At 66.9% G+C, this 16,421-nt stretch carries 22 protein-coding genes and 1 tRNA gene; 14 read left to right on the top strand and 9 right to left on the bottom strand.

Annotated elements, in window-relative coordinates; genetic code table 11:
* The first annotated feature begins 120 nt into the window (after positions 1-120).
* A tRNA-Ala gene (locus ACFXK0_RS01575) sits at positions 121-193 on the top strand.
* A 109-nt stretch (positions 194-302) separates the two neighbouring features.
* Here ACFXK0_RS01575 and ACFXK0_RS01570 read toward each other — a convergent pair.
* The 3 genes from ACFXK0_RS01570 to ACFXK0_RS01560 all read right to left on the bottom strand — a co-directional run bounded on the left by ACFXK0_RS01570 (position 303) and on the right by ACFXK0_RS01560 (position 1,668).
* Positions 303-818: a Fic/DOC family protein gene (locus tag ACFXK0_RS01570; protein ID WP_379407691.1), complete on the bottom strand. Its 516-nt coding sequence runs from the start codon at positions 816-818 to the stop codon at positions 303-305.
* Between the two features lie 71 nt (positions 819-889).
* Entirely contained in the window at positions 890-1,369 is a 480-nt protein-coding gene (locus tag ACFXK0_RS01565) for a type II toxin-antitoxin system prevent-host-death family antitoxin (RefSeq protein ID WP_379407689.1), read from the bottom strand.
* A complete protein-coding gene (locus tag ACFXK0_RS01560; protein ID WP_379407688.1) occupies positions 1,369-1,668 on the bottom strand; it encodes a hypothetical protein in 300 nt (99 codons plus the stop codon). The genes ACFXK0_RS01565 and ACFXK0_RS01560 overlap by 1 nt, the downstream gene beginning before the upstream one ends.
* Before the next feature lie 81 nt (positions 1,669-1,749).
* Between ACFXK0_RS01560 and ACFXK0_RS01555 the strand changes: the two genes are divergently transcribed.
* Genes ACFXK0_RS01555 through ACFXK0_RS01545 form a run of 3 tightly spaced genes read left to right on the top strand, consistent with a single transcriptional unit; the run spans position 1,750 to position 3,405 of the window.
* Positions 1,750-2,268 carry a helix-turn-helix domain-containing protein gene (locus ACFXK0_RS01555; protein ID WP_379407687.1) on the top strand — a complete coding sequence of 173 codons (519 nt, stop codon included), beginning with the start codon at positions 1,750-1,752 and terminating at the stop codon, positions 2,266-2,268.
* Positions 2,268-2,831: a DUF6036 family nucleotidyltransferase gene (locus tag ACFXK0_RS01550; protein ID WP_379407686.1), complete on the top strand. Its 564-nt coding sequence runs from the start codon at positions 2,268-2,270 to the stop codon at positions 2,829-2,831. The genes ACFXK0_RS01555 and ACFXK0_RS01550 overlap by 1 nt, the downstream gene beginning before the upstream one ends.
* A gap of 58 nt (positions 2,832-2,889) precedes the next feature.
* Entirely contained in the window at positions 2,890-3,405 is a 516-nt protein-coding gene (locus ACFXK0_RS01545) for a DUF2247 family protein (RefSeq protein ID WP_379407685.1), read from the top strand.
* Between the two features lie 93 nt (positions 3,406-3,498).
* Here the strand turns inward: ACFXK0_RS01545 and ACFXK0_RS01540 are convergent, their stop codons facing one another.
* Positions 3,499-4,125, bottom strand: coding sequence for a Uma2 family endonuclease (locus ACFXK0_RS01540; protein WP_379407684.1), 627 nt, complete (start codon positions 4,123-4,125; stop codon positions 3,499-3,501).
* Positions 4,126-4,246: 121 nt separating this feature from the next.
* Here ACFXK0_RS01540 and ACFXK0_RS01535 point away from each other — a divergent pair, with 121 nt between their 5' ends.
* From ACFXK0_RS01535 to ACFXK0_RS01525, 3 genes are all read left to right on the top strand, one after another.
* Complete coding sequence (locus tag ACFXK0_RS01535; protein ID WP_379407683.1) at positions 4,247-4,732, top strand: hypothetical protein; 486 nt, start codon at positions 4,247-4,249, stop codon at positions 4,730-4,732.
* 56 nt (positions 4,733-4,788) lie between these two features.
* Positions 4,789-5,037: a transcriptional regulator gene (locus ACFXK0_RS01530; protein WP_379407682.1), complete on the top strand. Its 249-nt coding sequence runs from the start codon at positions 4,789-4,791 to the stop codon at positions 5,035-5,037.
* Positions 5,038-5,343: 306 nt separating this feature from the next.
* Positions 5,344-6,132, top strand: coding sequence for a CPBP family intramembrane glutamic endopeptidase (locus ACFXK0_RS01525; RefSeq protein WP_379407680.1), 789 nt, complete (start codon positions 5,344-5,346; stop codon positions 6,130-6,132).
* 4 nt (positions 6,133-6,136) lie between these two features.
* Here the strand turns inward: ACFXK0_RS01525 and ACFXK0_RS01520 are convergent, their stop codons facing one another.
* Both ACFXK0_RS01520 and ACFXK0_RS01515 read right to left on the bottom strand, forming a co-directional pair.
* A complete protein-coding gene (locus ACFXK0_RS01520) occupies positions 6,137-6,778 on the bottom strand; it encodes a response regulator (RefSeq protein WP_379407679.1) in 642 nt (213 codons plus the stop codon).
* Positions 6,779-6,782: 4 nt separating this feature from the next.
* Positions 6,783-7,964 carry a sensor histidine kinase gene (locus ACFXK0_RS01515; RefSeq protein WP_379407677.1) on the bottom strand — a complete coding sequence of 394 codons (1,182 nt, stop codon included), beginning with the start codon at positions 7,962-7,964 and terminating at the stop codon, positions 6,783-6,785.
* A 107-nt stretch (positions 7,965-8,071) separates the two neighbouring features.
* On the opposite strand from ACFXK0_RS01515, the gene ACFXK0_RS01510 reads away from it, so the two are divergent.
* From ACFXK0_RS01510 to ACFXK0_RS01495, 4 genes are all read left to right on the top strand, one after another.
* Positions 8,072-9,004 (top strand): ATP-binding cassette domain-containing protein, encoded by a 933-nt coding sequence (locus tag ACFXK0_RS01510; protein ID WP_379407676.1) that lies wholly within the window; start codon positions 8,072-8,074, stop codon positions 9,002-9,004.
* A complete protein-coding gene (locus ACFXK0_RS01505; protein ID WP_379407675.1) occupies positions 9,001-9,744 on the top strand; it encodes a hypothetical protein in 744 nt (247 codons plus the stop codon). The genes ACFXK0_RS01510 and ACFXK0_RS01505 overlap by 4 nt, the downstream gene beginning before the upstream one ends.
* Before the next feature lie 118 nt (positions 9,745-9,862).
* Positions 9,863-10,645, top strand: coding sequence for an isoprenyl transferase (locus ACFXK0_RS01500; RefSeq protein WP_379407673.1), 783 nt, complete (start codon positions 9,863-9,865; stop codon positions 10,643-10,645).
* A gap of 92 nt (positions 10,646-10,737) precedes the next feature.
* A complete protein-coding gene (locus ACFXK0_RS01495; protein ID WP_379407672.1) occupies positions 10,738-11,337 on the top strand; it encodes a Uma2 family endonuclease in 600 nt (199 codons plus the stop codon).
* A 97-nt stretch (positions 11,338-11,434) separates the two neighbouring features.
* Here ACFXK0_RS01495 and ACFXK0_RS01490 read toward each other — a convergent pair whose 3' ends face one another.
* The gene (locus tag ACFXK0_RS01490) at positions 11,435-12,376 is read right to left on the bottom strand and encodes an MspA family porin (RefSeq protein ID WP_379408057.1); all 942 of its coding nucleotides are present in this window, start codon (positions 12,374-12,376) and stop codon (positions 11,435-11,437) included.
* Between the two features lie 42 nt (positions 12,377-12,418).
* On the opposite strand from ACFXK0_RS01490, the gene ACFXK0_RS01485 reads away from it, so the two are divergent.
* Entirely contained in the window at positions 12,419-13,093 is a 675-nt protein-coding gene (locus ACFXK0_RS01485) for a hypothetical protein (protein WP_379407671.1), read from the top strand.
* Between the two features lie 164 nt (positions 13,094-13,257).
* Positions 13,258-14,271: a fatty acid desaturase family protein gene (locus ACFXK0_RS01480; RefSeq protein ID WP_379407670.1), complete on the top strand. Its 1,014-nt coding sequence runs from the start codon at positions 13,258-13,260 to the stop codon at positions 14,269-14,271.
* Positions 14,272-14,276: 5 nt separating this feature from the next.
* Here ACFXK0_RS01480 and ACFXK0_RS01475 read toward each other — a convergent pair whose 3' ends face one another.
* Complete coding sequence (locus ACFXK0_RS01475; RefSeq protein ID WP_379408056.1) at positions 14,277-14,444, bottom strand: hypothetical protein; 168 nt, start codon at positions 14,442-14,444, stop codon at positions 14,277-14,279.
* Between the two features lie 156 nt (positions 14,445-14,600).
* On the opposite strand from ACFXK0_RS01475, the gene ACFXK0_RS01470 reads away from it, so the two are divergent.
* Positions 14,601-15,278, top strand: coding sequence for an LppP/LprE family lipoprotein (locus ACFXK0_RS01470; RefSeq protein ID WP_379407669.1), 678 nt, complete (start codon positions 14,601-14,603; stop codon positions 15,276-15,278).
* Here the strand turns inward: ACFXK0_RS01470 and ACFXK0_RS01465 are convergent.
* Positions 15,259-16,389 (bottom strand): metallophosphoesterase, encoded by a 1,131-nt coding sequence (locus ACFXK0_RS01465; RefSeq protein WP_379407668.1) that lies wholly within the window; start codon positions 16,387-16,389, stop codon positions 15,259-15,261. The two genes, ACFXK0_RS01470 and ACFXK0_RS01465, sit on opposite strands and share 20 nt — an antisense overlap.
* Between the last annotated feature and the right edge of the window lie 32 nt (positions 16,390-16,421).

Below are 16,421 nucleotides of genomic sequence, written 5' to 3'. Positions count from 1 at the left end.
CACCGGCACCACCCCCCATACTGCCCCGTTTTCGCCCTCTACCAGCCGATTTGTTCTCCCGGAGAACCATGGTGTAACTTCATTCAGGCAGCAGCGAGAGCAGCTGAAACAAAAGAACACGGGGCTATGGCGCAGCTGGTAGCGCACCACACTGGCAGTGTGGGGGTCAGGGGTTCGAGTCCCCTTAGCTCCACTTTCGAGAAACCCTTTCCGACATTAGTCGGGGAGGGTTTCTTCATGTCCTGTGATGGTCCTTCGCCCCCGATCTGTCCTACATACTTCCGGAGCACCGTCAGCGACTATCAGTCACCGAATCGACTGTCGGCCTCGACCAGCGTGTCCAGCAGGTCCCGCAAAGGTCCGTTGTCGCCGCGCAGGGCTGCCATCGACGCCCGAATGTTGTTGTCGGCATCCAGGATCGACCAATCGATCAGCCACCCGGCCTCCCGGCCGAGCTGACGGAAGAAGGCCCGCTGAGTTCGACCATTGCCCTCACGAAAGGGATGGATCGCGTTGACTTCGGCGAAGTAGTGGGTCAGTTTCGCCACGAACTCCGTCCGGTCGAGTCCACGCAGGTAATGGTCGCCCGCGAGCGTGGCGAACACCTCACCCGCATATCCTGCGATGTGTCGCGGAAGGCAGAACGGATCCGACTTCGCGATGCCAACCACTCGCACCTCACCGGCCCATGTGTAGACGTCGCCGAAGATCTCCCGGTGGAACGCGCAGAGATGGTCGAGGTCGTATCGGCCGGGCAGAATCCGTGCACCCATGTCTGCCAGCGCCGCCAGACTCAAATCCGCCTCGACCCGACGCAACGCCGCTACATCGACTATTCCGAGGCGATTCCGCACGACTCCCGCGTCGGCGTCGACGTACGGGTCTGCCGTCACGCCACGCCGTGCAAGGCCCGGACCTGCTCACGCATCTGCGCGGTACTGATCTCACCGCGCGCCCATCGATCCATGATCGCCGAGGCCTCTGGGCTCGGTTCTTGGCCTTCCACCCGCACAGATGTCGCGGCCTGCGCAGACGATCGGGATCGCTCGGCGGTCAGCTCCTCGAACACCGCGACCGGAACCAGTACCGCCTCGGTCTTGCGATGCGACCCGACCAGTACCGGCCGGCGATCACCATGCCGAAACCGTTCCAGCAGGACGGACAACTGGGCGCGAGCCTCTCGAACCGACAGTGTCTCCATCACCATCCCTATAGTGTACCCAAATCTGTACACGTCTGTGCGCACACGGCACGAACCCATTCTGTTCGGCCGGTGTGGGTCGCGACCGTGATGCCGCAACGCGGCGGCGATGTCCTCGTGGCCGGCCAGGCCGCGGACGCTGACGACGGTGTTGCCGATCGTGGCCATCACTCCAGGCGCGGTGCCGGTACCGACGGCGGATCGGTCTTCGTCGAAGGTGACAGGACGACCTCGACGGGGCGGTGCCACGGCCCCTTCTTCGTGATGGTGCGCTGAACCTGCAACACCAGGCAGGCGTGCGGGAATCCGAGCCCACTGGCGACTTCGGTGGCCTTGATCGTGCGCCGCTCTCGGCCCCCGTCGACCACTCGGGTCCGAAGCCACGCCCACACCCCGATTACCTGGTCCGACACCGCCGCATCGACGCGGGCGATTCCCTGACATGCCGACATCGTGCCCTGCGGCACCGACAGGTCACCTCCGCGTGGTCTCATCTACTTCGTCGCTGCTCGATCTTGTAGCTATAGTGCTGAATGCTATAGTTGGGTATGTCCAGTCGGCGCGACGTACTCCATGAAGTGATGCTTGAAACGGGCACTAGTCAGTCGGAGCTGGCGCGACTGAGCGGTGTTCGGCAGTCCAGCATCAGTCAATTCCTGTCCGGCAAAGTCAATATGAGTGACGAACAGCTTTCCCGGCTGCTCGCGTGCCTGGGCTTCTGTCTCGAAATCGTGCGGCGGCCGGTCGCCCCGGAGTTGACGCGCTCCGAAGCCCGCTCCTGGCGGTTGCATCGGCAGCTGGCCATCCACCTGACCCAGTCGAGTCTCGAGGGATGGCGTCCTCGGATCGAACGCACCCTCGCAAGGCTTCGAGGCGGAGTAACTGGTCAGCCTCACCTGCGCAATCTCGACCGCTGGGAGTCGCTGATCGAACGCTCTGATGTCCCCGGCCTGCACCGGGTCCTCACCGGCTTGGACCGGGAGTCGATCGAGATGCGTGAGGTCTCGCCGATGGGTGGATTGCTCGCGCAAGCAGAGCGCGCTGACGTTCTCCGTGCGGCGAGTTGATGCGCCGTCACCAGTTGGAGCACGCGATCCGCACCGCGTGCCAGATCATCGGTCGGCCCGAGGTCATCGTGGTTGGCTCGCAGTCGATTCTCGGGACCTTCCGTGAAGGGGAGCTTCCCGCCGACGCGACGATGTCGATGGAGATCGATATATTGCCGATTGCCGATGACAACGAGGAGACCGCCCGCCTCGCGGACTTGATCGAAGGCGTGGCAGGTGAGTTCTCTCCGTTCGAGGAGATGCACGGCTTCAGCATCGACGGAGTCGACCTGAGCACATCCGCACTCCCCGTCGGCTGGCGAAACCGTCTGGTCAAGGTGCGCAATCCCAATACGGCCGCTCCGTCGGGCGAACCTCAGTTCACCGGATGGTGCCTCGACAAGGAAGACCTGTGTGTCGCGAAACTTTGCGCCCTCCGTGAGAAGGACCAGAACTTCGTCAACGCCCTGCTGCGAGCAGGCCTCGTCGATCCGAGGGTAATCGCCGAGCGCCTGCCGACCGTCCCGGACGGGTACCGTCCGGGTGCCGATCGGGCACTCGGCTGGATCGCCTTGTGGTTGTAATCCCAGCTGTGGCGTCCGGTTCAGTCCCCGGGACGATAAATGGGAAGGCGATTACGTCGTGAGTGATGAATTGCTGAAATTCCCGCTTTCAGCGGGGTTTGTAACCGCGCGAGCAAAAGTCACGCCGCGTGAACTCCGTTACGGGTTTCTGAACACGTGGATTTCCGCCCAGGATGTCGTGCAGCTGGCGTCGAGCGGCATCGTCTACGAAGCGCCACCCACCGAGGCTGTGGAGTCGCTGTCGCTGCTGCTGTCCGATGAGCTGGACAAGGTGGGTGACCTCATCGAACAGATCGTGCCCGATGAGAAGGCGGTGTGGGTGTACCTGGCCGTTGCCTGGATCATCGAGCATCCGGCCGACTTCGGTGACGAGCCGTTCAAGGCGATCGAGTTGCTGTATGCGGATTTCGGATATCCCACCGAGATGGAACCGTTCATCCCGTTCCTGCCTGCGCCGGCGGGTGCCACACCTGGCCTGGCGGGGCTCGAGGAGCGAGTACGTGAGTACCTGGCGGAGCGGTGGCAGTACTTCTGGATCGGTCGCGGACCGGAACAGTTGCGCGGGAGCGTATAGCTGAACGAGACACCACGATCGTGGAACTGTCGGTGGCCGCCGCCGCACCAGGTGTCGTCGGCGACCTTCTGCTCGAGATGGACGAGCAGCGGATCACTTTTCGCGGCGGACACCATCGATGTCGGTGAACGGCAACCGCATCTTGATCGGCTCCTCCAGGACGAGTTCGTCCCAATGCTCGTGGTGGAGCGCGTACCGCTTGTTGGACCAGTCGAGGCGGAACTCGTCGATACGCTCGACGGTTTCCCAATCATCAGCGAAGTGAACGACGAGATACACGGGAATGCCTGAGCGGGCGTAGAGTTTCCGCTTGTATTCGGTATCACCACCGATACTGTCGGGGGAGACCACTTCCACCGCCATGCGGATATGCGGCAGGACGGTCGTCGCATCCCATCGGCCGCAGTCGATGACCAGAAGGTCGGGGAAGCGGAAGTTCGCTCGCCGATCTGCGCTCGTGTTGTCCGCGTCGGGGAAGCGGACAGGAGTGTCGGACTCGGTATCGAGGCACGGATCGTTCGGCGCGTGCGCGTTCTCCAGCGCCCGGCGGAGCCTGTGGATCACCCGGTCATGCGCCCGACTCTGCGCCTGACAGCGCACCACGAGACCATCCACGAGCTCGAACGGCCCGCCGAACCGCGCGGCAAGGTCGCCGGGGTCCGCTGCCAGGAACTCCTCAGCCGTCAGCCGCTGTTCACCGCGGGCATCCACAGCCGGCATATTTCCTCCTACCGCAGTCACGCGGGAACGCACCCGCCACCCAAGGCTAGTTCACACGAGAGCGATGCCACCGCTCTCCAATTACTTGCCATGATGGAAAGTCGGGGATACTCTTTCCATTATGGAAAGTATGGAGCAGGGGGCGGCGCACACGCCTGAAGAGGCGCGACGGGCTCTGGACGAGGTGTCGGTGACCCGGGATCGACTGGTCGAGCGGGCGGCGGTTCCGTGGTGGTATCACGCAGGCACGGCGTTGAGCCTCGGACTCGCGATCTCCTCGTTCAGCATGGGGGGCGACCTTCCCTCCACGCTGGTGCTGGTCGGGTTCATCCTGGTGCCGTTCGCGCTGAGCTGGCTGGTGGGCAAGCAGACAGGGGTCGGACTCGACTTCTACCGCACCACCCCGAGCGCGGTCGCGCCCGCAGGGAAGTACATGGGTGCCTGCACGGTGGTCGTGATCGTCGGCGCGGTGCTGCAGTGGGGATTCGACCTGAGCTGGGCCATGGTCGCGGCCGGGGTGGCCGTTTTCGGGCTCACGCTGATCCATTCGCCACGCATCGTCGCGGCGATGCTCGAGGATCTTCGTGCGGGAAGGACCGGCCGCTGATGGCGCCTGCCGGGCCCGTATTCGACGAGATAATCCATCCGCCCAATCGTTTGAAGTTGTGTGCCATGCTGGCCGCGGCCGATCTCGTCGAATTCGCCGTCGTGCGAGAGGTTCTCGACATCAGCGACTCGGTGCTCAGCAAGCAGGTCAAGATCTTGAAGGACGCCGGGTATGTGCGGAGCGCCAAGAAGACTCGCGATGCCCGGCCCCAGACCTGGATCGGGCTGACGAAGGCGGGGCGGGCCGCGCTGGACGGGCACCTCGCGGCACTGCGGCGAATTGCCGAACAGGCGCAGAGCGGGTAGACGGCTCAGATTGAAGTCCGGTGGGCGGGGATCTCTGCGGAACAGCTCGGCGCCGAAATCCGGTCGGCGAACCACGTAGAGCGTTGCGGTTCAGTATCGACGCGAACGCTCGGTGGTGCCTGGGAGGCGGATCGCCTCGGCATCGCCTGGCCGATCCAGCGCTGAACAGCTTCTGATTTCGCGGTTTTGGATATTCGGCACCCACCGTGCGCAATTAACCGAACAATTGCCAGCTCCGCACAGGTGGAGTTTGCTGGAAGTTGCTTCGCGCCATCCGGGAACTCGCAAGCAGTTAGGTTTACCCCCATGAGCGCGCTTGAAACCGAGCTAGCGGCCACCCACCCCCGCCGTCGGCTCACCTACCCGATGTTCGCCCTGATCGTCATCGTCTATCTCGCGATCATCCAACTCGGTGGATTGCTGATGACACGCCTCACCGGCGAGGACGACTACCTGTCCACCCGCGCGGTGTTCTACGGGATGATCATCCCGCTCGGTGTCGCCCTGGTGTTCACCTACGGTGTCATCGGTTATCTCGGCTGGATGCGGCCGGTCCTGCGCGACGATCGCCCGACTCGGTCGTGGGTGCGGATCGTGCCGATCGTGTTCCTCGTCGCGATCGTCTTCGGCATCCACTACAGCGCGCTGGCGGACAAGGGGCTGCTGTTCACACTGGTGCTGCTGATCGCGACCCAGTTCGTCGGCTGGGGTGAGGAGGGAATGTTCCGTGGGATCAGTGTGGTGGTGTTGCGTGATCACGGGTTGGCCGAGGGCAAGGTCGCGTTGTGGTCGAGCCTGGTGTTCGGCGCGGTGCATCTGACCAACGGCATCACCCACGGCGCGAACGCGATCGCGCAGGCGGTCATGGTCAGCCTGGCCGGCTACTTCTTCTACCTGACCCGCCGGGTCACGCGCGGTAACGTGGCCAACTCGGTGCTGCACGGCCTGTTCGACTTCACTCTGCTCACCGGAACGGTCATCCTGGCCGAGCAGACCATCTATCTCGGTGCGCTGCTGCCGATCCTGCTGTACCCGGTGCTGGCGATCGTGCTGCTGGTCAAGCGGCGCACCATCGAGCCCGCGTCGGCGCGCTGATCTGTCACACGAATCCGGATTCGTAGGCCACGATGACCGCCTGGGTGCGGTCGCGGGCGCCGAATTTCGCCAGGATCGAGCTGACATGGGTTTTCACCGTTTCCGAACCTACGTACAGGTCGGCCGCGATCTCCGCGTTCGACAGTCCTTTCGTCATCAGGCGCAGGACCGCCATTTCTCGTTGCGTGAGGTCGGCGCGCTCCAGTATCGCGCGGGCGCTGTCGTTTCTGCGGCCCGCCGCCAGCGACCGGACGGCGGCCGGGAAGAGCACCGAATCGCCTTGCGCGACGGTGCGTACCGCGTTCGCGATCTCGGCGGGGCGCGCGCGTTTGAGCAAGAACCCGTCGGCGCCGGCGCGTAACGCCTCGTAGACGTAGTCGTCGTTTTCGAAGGTGGTGATGATCAGGATCTTCGGTGGGTCCGGGATGGCTCGAAGTACCGCCCGGGTGGCTTCGATCCCGTCCAGCAGCGGCATCCGCACGTCCATGGCGACGACATCCGGGCGCAGCCGCTTGACCTCGCCGAGCACCGACACCCCATCGGCGGCTTCGCCGACCACCGTAATTCCCTCTTGCGCATCGAGAATCGTCCGCAGCCCCGCCCGCGCCAACGGCTCGTCGTCCACCAGCAGTACCGAGATGGTCACCGAATCACCCTAGGCCGTGGGTCGGTAGCCGCACCCATGTCCGCCACTGTCCGCCTTCCGAGCCCATGCGAGCATCGCCGCCGAGTAGTTCGGCACGCTCCCGAATCCCCCGGAGCCCGCTACCGTGGTCGGCCGGTACAGCTCGATCAGCGGCAGGGACAGGATTCGACACCTCCAGTTCGAGCCAGTGCTCGTCGGCGCACACCCGAACCCGCACGGCGACACCGCCCGCATGGCGCAGCGCGTTGGTGAGTGCTTCCTGCAGAATCCGATAGCCCTCGCGTGAAATCGGACCGGAAACCCGCGCGATCGGGCCGGTGATGTCGGCGTCGATGGTGGCACCCGTCGAGCGGGCGGAGTCGAACAGCTGGGCTGCCGCGGTCAGCGTCGGACGCTGGTCCACCGGCGTGCTCGGGTCACGCAGCACGGCGAGCACGCGCTCCAGATCCTCCAACGCGGTGCGGCCCGTGTCTTCGATCGCGGCGAGCGCGGTGCCGGTGAACTCCGGTTCACCGCTCGCGCGGGCGGCGCCGGCCTGCAACACCATCGCGGTGAGCGAGTGACCGATCGAGTCGTGCAGTTCCCGGGCGATCCGGTTGTTTTCCAGCAGCCGCTCGGTGCGTTCTTCCAGCGCGTGCAGCCGCGCCGAGGCCGAGGGACCGAGCAGCCACCGCGCGCAGGCGGTGACCAGCTCGCCGAGCCCGACGAGTACGGCGAGCAGCACCAGAATCGGTAGCGGCGCGACCAGCGCGTACCACCACCGCGGACCGGCGAGGTGTAACAGCGTGTCCCTGGTATGCCCGGCTCCCAGCGCCGCTCGCACGAGATCCGAGCACAGCAGGATCGCCGGCACGCCGACGCCGAACAGCGCAACGCTCGACAGCAATCGGATCTCCAGCCACAGCACGGTCCGCCAGCGATCCGCCCAGTCGGTGGCGGGCGCCACGGCGATCGAGGCATCGGTGGCACCGCGTTCGTGTGGGGTGAGAAACAGTTGCGCCTGGATCGCCTCGGCGAGGCGCATTCCCGGGAGCAGGCCGATCGGCACGGCCAGCAGCAGCGGCATCCAGGGGCTGTGCTTGTCGATGAACATCCACAAGGCCACCGCGGTCATCGGCAGGGCCAGATGCAGTCCGCGGGTGTAGGTCACCGACCGGGCCAGTGGTCGCAACAGTGTTCTGCACACATTGCGATCGTGCCAGCGCTCGGGTGGCCGGCGATTCCCCCGCGCGGGGGAGGTGATACCCGCTCGGTGGGGAAGTTCTGGCGTCGCAGCCAGGCGATGGTGTGTGTATGACCAGTATCGAAGTCCGCGAACTCAGCAAGGTTTACCGACGCACCAGGGCTGTCGACGGGATCGATTTCTCGGTCCGCCCCGGGCGCGTCACCGGATTCCTCGGGCCCAACGGCGCGGGCAAGTCGACCACGATGCGGCTGATCCTCGGCCTGGATCGGCCGAATTCGGGGACAGCGACAATCGGCGGGCGTCGGTTTCGCGACATCGACCGGCCGTTGCGCACGGTCGGCGCCCTGCTCGATGCCACAGCCGCCCATCCGGCCCGCACCGCGCGCAACCATCTCCTCGCGCTCGCTGCCGGCAACCGCATTCCGACCCGCCGGGTCACCGCGGTCCTGGAGGAAGTCGGGCTCGGGGCGGTGGCGGGGCGTCGAGTCCGCACCTATTCGCTCGGCATGCGCCAGCGTCTCGGTATCGCGGCCGCGCTCCTGGGTGATCCGCCGGTGGTCATGCTCGATGAACCGTCCAACGGTCTCGATCCGGAAGGGATCATCTGGATCCGGGAAACGTTGCGCCGCTTGGCCGGTGAGGGACGCACCGTGCTCGTCTCCAGCCATTTGATGGGCGAGACCGCCGCGTTCGCCGACCACCTGATCGTGCTGGGTCGCGGCCGGGTGCTCGCCGATACCGCCTTGCAGACCTTCATCGGCGATCACGCGCAGCCGCGAGTCCGGGTGCGGACCAGCGACGCAGCGCGGCTACGCGAGGTATTGGCCGGTGCCGGCATCGAGGCGATCGAGGACTCCGGGCGCTGGTTCATCCATGGCCAGCGCCTCGACCGGATCGGACCGCTGCTCGCGGGCGCGGGCGTCCCGGTCCTCGAACTCGCCGATGAGCAGGCATCGCTGGAACAGGCATACCTCGAATTGACCTCGGCCGACAGCGAATACGTCGCCACCACCCCCGCACTCGAGAAGGCAGGACAATGACATTCACCCCGGTACTTCGCTCGGAATGGATCAAGGCTCGATCGCTGCCCTCGCTGAACGGCATTCTGGTGCTGTTGTTCGTGGTGACGGCCGGACTCTCGCTGCTCGGCAGCGCCACGCTCGCGCACGAGGAAAAGGGCACATCGGATTTCGATCCGGTGCTGCTGTCGTTCTTCGGCATCAATTTCGGGCAGGTCGTCGCCATCGCTTTCGGTGCGGCCTGCGCGGCCGGACCGTACCGCGACAACGGCATGCGGGTATGGCTGACGGCCGTTCCACGACGCGGCCTGCTGTACTCGGCCAATCTGACCGTGATCGGCGCACTGACTTTCAGCGTCGGGCTCGTCACGGCCGCGATCTGCTTGCTCGCCGGCCGGTCACTCATCGGTGACGGCGCGATCGGACTAGACGATCCGGTCGGCCGGCGCGCCGTGCTCGGCTGCGCAGTGTACCTGACGCTGATGGCGCTGATGGCCGCAGGGGTCGCCACCCTGCTGCGCAGTTCGGCCGTCACCATGGGCGTGCTGATCCCACTCGTCCTGATGTTGTCGTTCATGCTCGGCGATATCACCCGAGGTGGGAGCGTCGCGGAGTTCCTGCCGGACCGTGCAGGCCGCCAGGTCCTGGTATCCGACCCCGCCGGCGTACTCGGTCCGTGGACAGGTCTCGCGGTCGCCGCGTGCTGGGCGGCGGTGGCCGTCGGCGTGGGCTGGATGGCGCTACGCCGCCGCGACTGCTAGCTGGAACCGCTGGGCGTCACCCCGCTCTCGCGGCCATCGGTGTTCTCTCCTCGCCGCGGTCGGCATACCATCATGCCCAGTTCCCCGGTGCCATCTCCGACATGTGACGCGAGAGTTCATGAGACTTCTGCCCTTGTTCCTACGCCAACCGATGGAGCGGGTCTACGAGCGTCGGCTCGCCACCACGCTGACCGGGCTGCCGCGGCCCCGGCACATCGGGATCATGCTCGACGGCAATCGCCGCTGGGCGCGCGAGGCCGGTCACGACGATGTCCGGGAGGGATATCGGGCCGGTGGCGCGAAGGTGGCCGAGTTCCTGGAGTGGTGTACCGCCGCCGGTATCGGGCACGTCACCCTGTTCATGCTCTCCGATGACAACCTCGGCCGCCCGCCCGAGCAGCTCGATCCGCTGATCGAGATCATCGAAGCGACCGTGCGCGATATCACCGGCCCCGATCGTGCATGGGAGGTGCAGGTGATCGGGTCGCTCGATCTGCTCCCCGCCGGCGCCGCCCGGGTGCTCAAGGAAGCCACCGCCGACACCGTGGGCCGCAGCGGTCTCAAGGTCGACGTCGCGGTCGGCTACGGCGGGCGCCGGGAGATCGTCGACGCGGTGAAAAGCGCGTTCCGCCAGCACATCGCGGCCGGCGGCGACCCGGTCGAGTTGATCGAGCAGTTCGATGTCGACGACATCTCCCGGCACCTGTATTCCGCCAGCGGCGACAACACCGACTTCATCATCCGCACCTCCGGCGAGCAGCGCCTCTCCGGCTTCCTGCTGTGGCAGTCGGCCTACGCGGAAATGCAGTGGCTGGACTGCTACTGGCCTGCGTTCCGTCGCATCGACTTCCTGCGCGCCCTGCGCTCCTACGCGGGCCGCCAACGCCGGTTCGGGAAATGACGCCGCATGACCGCCGACCGCTTTCGCCAGAGCACAGTTCGCTGCTCGGCGGCTTGATCGTCCACGGTGGATGAGCCTGCAATGATGGCATCATGAGTACTCCCGACCAGCAGCGTGAACTGCGCCTTTCCGCCGAGAGTTTCATGGACGGTGCGGCGGACGAACTGGGTGATATCGAAGTCGTCGATGGGCTCGTCGTGCGGTTGATGGCGCAGAGTCCACTGCACAGCCGGGTGGTTCGGCGCCTGGCGGGGATGCTCGAAGCCGGTCGCCGGGATGGCGGACCGTGCATGGTGGTGGACTCCGATGTCGCCGCGCGGTTCGCGGACGCGGATTCCCCGTCCGCGGACCGGCGGCTCAATATCCGCTACCCCGATATCTGGATCCGCGACTGCGAACCCTACGACGTGAACACCGTGCGCGACCACCTGCTGCTCGTCGTCGAAGTGACGTCGGAATCGACGATCGACACCGACATCACCGACAAGCGCATCCAATACGCGGCCGCCGGCATTCCTCGGTACCTGATCGTTCGGCTCGATCAGAAGGAGCAGCGTATCGAGGAGATCGAGGAGTACCGCCTGGACTGGTCGGGTCGCCGGTACCGAGCGCACACGGTCCACCGTCGAGTACTGCTCCTCGACGACCCGATCGAAGTGACCATCCCCTTCGGCAACCTCGAACAGGCCTGAATTCTCTAGTCGTCCGAGACGCAACAGCGGGCCTGCGCGTTTCGCGCAGGCCCGCTGTTTGCGATTCCGTCCGGAACCGCTCACGGTTGTCGTGGAATCAGAGCGTCCACGGCTGGCCGTAGGTGGTCACCCGGTCGCCGGCCTCGCTGACGATGGTGACGAAGGGGCGGATGTTGGTCGGCCCGACCACACCGGTCACGGTGCCGTGGAAGCCGTGCATCCGGATGAAACCCTCACCGCCGGAGATCTCGCCCTCGGCGGCTTCGATGGTCTCGATACCGGGGCCGAGACCGACCTCGAGCTCGATACCGGCCTGCGGGATCAAGCTGTCGATGGTCACCGACGGCACGGCGCCGTTGGACAGCTCGGACTCGACCTCCAGGCCGGGCGTGCTCCAACCGAACGTCAGCTTGCCATCGAACGAAGCCGGGAAGCCGACCTGGTAGCCGATGATGATCTTGCCTTCGAACTCGTCGGCGTCGGGGCCGTCGATCCGGAAGGCGGCGGTGCCGTCGTGGAACCATTCCCGGGTGGTCGGGTTGCCGTCGAGCGGAGGAACGAAGCTGATCAGCGTGTCCTTCTGGATCACGTTGACCGTGCGGTTTTCCGCGTCGACGATGTGCGCCTGGCTGTCGATGACCTCGGCGGTGGCGGCGCCGTGCCCCAGGGTCAGGCCGATCATTGCAGCCGTCGCGACGGTCAGCATGCGGAGCATGCCGCGGTTCCGGCGACTGGTGGTGTCCCTCATTCGAATCCTCATCAGGTGTATCGACATCGCCTCCGGATCACCGGAGCCGTGGCGGAATAACCCCGCCTTCATGATCGTTTGGCAGCAACCTGTCCGACAGGTGAACTGCCAGCAACCACTCCGATGAATACTGGCGGACGGGGCGGAGAATTCGAAGCCCGCTGCGTCGGTTGTGGCCGAGGTCATGGCCGCCGCGCGGGCGAGCCTCGAACGGCAAGCCGGCGGTGACTTGTCCGACCCAGCCCGTTCATTGCGCGTTAATATTCGGCCGGTAGTCAGTTTCGAGAACATCTCGATCACGATCCACTTGCTGATGAGGGAACACAGAACCTGATGACCGGACGTCACGCCAAGCCGACAACAAGTATGTGGTCCACCGCCGTCGCGGTGCCGATCGCGACCGCGATCACCTCCGTCGGCGTGGCATCCGCTACGCCGCTGGACACGGTCCCGGCCACCGACGACATCGTGCACGCGGCCCCGGCCGCGCACACGGTGCCGATCGCGGCCGCGACACCAGTCGGCATCGCCACCGCACCCGCCTACACCTCGGTCGCCGCGCAGCCGCTGATCCCGGCCGCGTATGTGGCTCCGGCCGCGCCCATCGCCGAATCCGCGACCCCCATCGCCGAATCCGCCGCCCCCACCGCCGAAGAGCGGAAGATCCCGGCGATGCAGGACGGTGGACGGGCAGCCATCGACAGCGCGGCAGCGATCGGTGCCGGCGTCGGCACGGCCGCGGGCGCTGTGGGTGGCGCCCTGCTCGGGGTCGCCGCGGGCGCGGCGATCGGCGGCGTGATCGGCGCCTCCCCGGCGCTGACCGTCGTGGGCGCCCCGGCCACCATCGCGACGGTGCCGGCCGGCATCGTCATCGGCGGCGTTGTCGGTGGGGTGATCGGTGGCACCGCAGGTGCCACGGCGGGTGCCGCCGCCGGCGCGACCGCCGGTGCCGGCATCGGCGCGGCCGTGGGCTGGGCCTTCCCCTCCAGCATTCCCCAGGTGTTCTGAGCTACAACAGCAGTATCGTCACGCGCATCCAGCACACCGTGACCGGCGTCATCGTCCGGTCGCGGTGTGCTTTTCGGTGTCCCGACTCGTCTCGTCACGGGGATGTCGCCGCGATCTGTGACCCTGTTCACGTGCCGGTGGACTCGGTAGGACATGCTGATGTCGTGGCAATCGCGTCTGACCTCGCCCCCGCGCGCGGCAGTGAGTACTCGATCCTGTTGCGTCGGATCAGGCAGGCGGACCTGCTGGACCGGCGTTCGCGGTACTACGGGTGGAGGAGCGCGCTCACCGCGGGCGCGTTCGTGGCCGGGTGGGTCGCGTTGGTCGTCGTCGGTGATTCGTGGTGGTCGCTGCTCGTCGGGGTGTTCCTGGCCGCGGTGTTCGCCCAGATCGCCTTCCTGGGCCACGATGCCGGGCACCGGCAGATCTTCGGTTCCCGTCGCGCCGACTACCTCTACGGGGTGATCGCGGGCAATCTCGCGATCGGGCTGAGCATCGGCTGGTGGACCAGCAACCACAATCGCCACCACGCCCACCCCAATACCGAGGGCGCCGATCCCGACGCCATGGGCGTGCTGGCCTTCTCCGGTGCGCGGGCCAGGGCGGGCCGGGGCTGGCGCCGTTTCGTCTTCCGCCACCAGGCGGCGCTGTTCTTCCCGATGCTGCTGCTCGAAGGCGGCAGCCTGCACTACTCGAGCATCCGGGCGGTGTTCCGCTGGCCGATCCCGAACCGGGGCTGGGAGGGCGCGCTGCTGGCCGCGCACTTCGCCGGGTACCTCGCCACGGTGTTCCTGGTGCTGTCGCCGGGGAAGGCGCTGGCGTTCATCGCTGTGCAGCAGAGCCTGTTCGGCCTGTACATGGGCTGCACCTTCGCGCCCAACCACAAGGGCATGGCCGTGCTGCCCGAGGGCGACAACACCGACTTCCTGCGCAGGCAGGTGCTGACCTCACGCAACGTACGCGGCGGCTTCTTCGTCGACACCGCCCTCGGCGGCCTGAACTACCAGATCGAACACCACCTCTTCCCGTCGATGCCGCGCGCCAACCTCCGCCGGGCCCAGCCGATCGTCGCCGCCTACTGCGCCGAGATCGGTGTGCCCTACTGCGAAACCGGCCTGGTCGAGTCCTACGTCCAGGCCCTCACCCATCTCAGCGAAGTCGGCAGCCACACGCGGTAGCGGCCTCACAGGCGCGGATCGGTCGGCACCGATTCCATCGCCAGGATCGCGAAGACGAGTTCGTGCACCCGCCACAGCGGCGCGCCGGCGGCGACGGCGTCGAGCGCGGCCAGGCCGAGGCCGTGTTCGCGCAGGGCGAGGCCGCGCTTGCGGTTCAGCCGGCGATCGCGCAGGCGGTCGCGGGCGGGCGGAAGCTTTTCGGTGGCGAGGGTGATGATTTACCACCCCTAGGGTGAGGATCGCCGGATTCGGCCTAACAGCCCGTCGGAGGGGCCCGATGGAGTCTTCGAACGCGCGACAGCGCGCTGGGGACCCGGAATCGAGGAATCATGAAGAACATCATTCGGATGAGTGCGCTGATCGCCGTCGCCGCCGCCTTGACGACAGGGTGCGTCGAGGACGACGTCGTGACACTGCCCGGGTCGACCACCCGGGCGACGACCACGGCCGCCCCCACCTCGACCGGCAGCGAGGCACCCACCGGCGCACCGGACAACGGATCGCCCGCGGTGACGCCGGCGCCCGGGAACACCGAGGAACCCGCCGTGACCCCCGCGCCGGACGAAACCGACGAGCCGACGACCCCCGCCGACGACATCAGCGGGCCGGGACGCTGCATCGACCCGTCCTCGACCGGCGTGCAGAACGCGGTGGCCGGACTCGGTGGCGGCTGGGTCGCCGACCAGGCCTCGGCCGACCAGCCCGGTGACTGCGGCCAGCTGCTCTGGGTGCGTGCCGTGGGCGGCAACTCGGCGGCCGCGCCCATCCACGTGCTGTTCTTCCACGACGGAACCTATCTGGGCACCGCCACCGCCGAGCCCTACGCGTTCACCCACGTCGCGGGCGCGAACGGCAATGCGGTGACCGTCGAGTACAAGTGGCTCGTCGCGGACGAACCCTTCGCCACGCCCCAGGGTGGCCCCGCCGCCATCACCTACACCTGGACCGGGTCCGGTGTCGTGATGAGCGGGCCGCTGCCGTCGGAGGTCACCCAGCCGCACCGCTGAGTTCGGGATGCAGGACGAGCACGGTGATCTCACTGGGCGCGAACACCCGCAGCTGCGGACCCCAGAAACCGGTGCCGCGGCTGGTGTAGAGCTGGGTGTTGTTCGCGTGCCTGCTCAGACCGGCGACGACGGGCTGATCGAGCCGGACCAGGTAGTGGAACGGCCAGATCTGCCCGCCGTGGGTGTGCCCGGAGATCTGCAGGGCCACGCCCGCCGCCGCGCTGTCGGCGATCTGCTTGGGCTGGTGCGCCAGCAGCACGACCGGTAGCGCGGGATCGGCGCCGGCCAGCGCGGCGGGCAGATCGGGGCCGTGGCCGGGCAGGCCGGTGCCGGTCGGGTCGTCGATACCGGCGATCACCAGCCGGGCGCCGCGATGGGTGAGGGTGCGGTGTTCGTTGTGCAGGGGCTGCCAGCCGATCGAGGCCATGTGGTCGATCCAGCCCTGCGCGTCACCGAAGTATTCGTGGTTGCCGGTGATGTAGAAGCGGCCGAGCGGTGCGTCGACTTTGCCGAGCGGATCGACCTGGGCGCGGCGGCGCTCGACCGAACCGTCGGCCAGATCGCCTGCGTGGCAGGCGATATCGGGCTGCAGGGAATTGACGACCTCGACCACCCGTTCCGACCAGCCCTGCCGGTCGAGGGCGGCGTAGTGGGTGTCGGTGACGACCACGACGCGCAGTCCGTCGAGTTCCCCGGCCAGGCCGTCGATCGCCACGTCGACGGTGCGGACCCGCGGCACCCGGCGCGCCTCGTACACACCCCACGCCACCAGCACCGCCGCCACGGCCAGCACCCCGACCGCCACGATCCGCGCGGCCAGCTGCCCGTCGACACCGGCGACCGCGAGCGCGCCGCGACCGAACACCACCCCGAGCAGCGACCAGGAGAACACCACCCACAGCACGCCGAGCATCGTGTCGCCGACGATCAGGGCCGGATCCGACTGGGCCGGGCCGTGCCCGAGGAACATCGCCGCAGGCAACCCGAGGAAGCCGAGCACACACACGGCGGTGCCCGCCCAGAACAGGGCGCCGGAGCCGCCGGTGGGGGCGGCGACGAGCGTCCACCACGGCAGCGCGAACAGCAGCGCCGGGATCAGCAAGAACATCATCAGACGTACAGCGAGCTTCACGGGGTCCCGTC

It is taken from the genome of Nocardia sp. NPDC059177, assembly GCF_042755165.1.
Taxonomy (GTDB): domain Bacteria; phylum Actinomycetota; class Actinomycetes; order Mycobacteriales; family Mycobacteriaceae; genus Nocardia.
The sequence above is the reverse complement of the archived record's forward strand: the minus strand, read 5'-3'. Positions and strand labels throughout refer to the sequence as shown.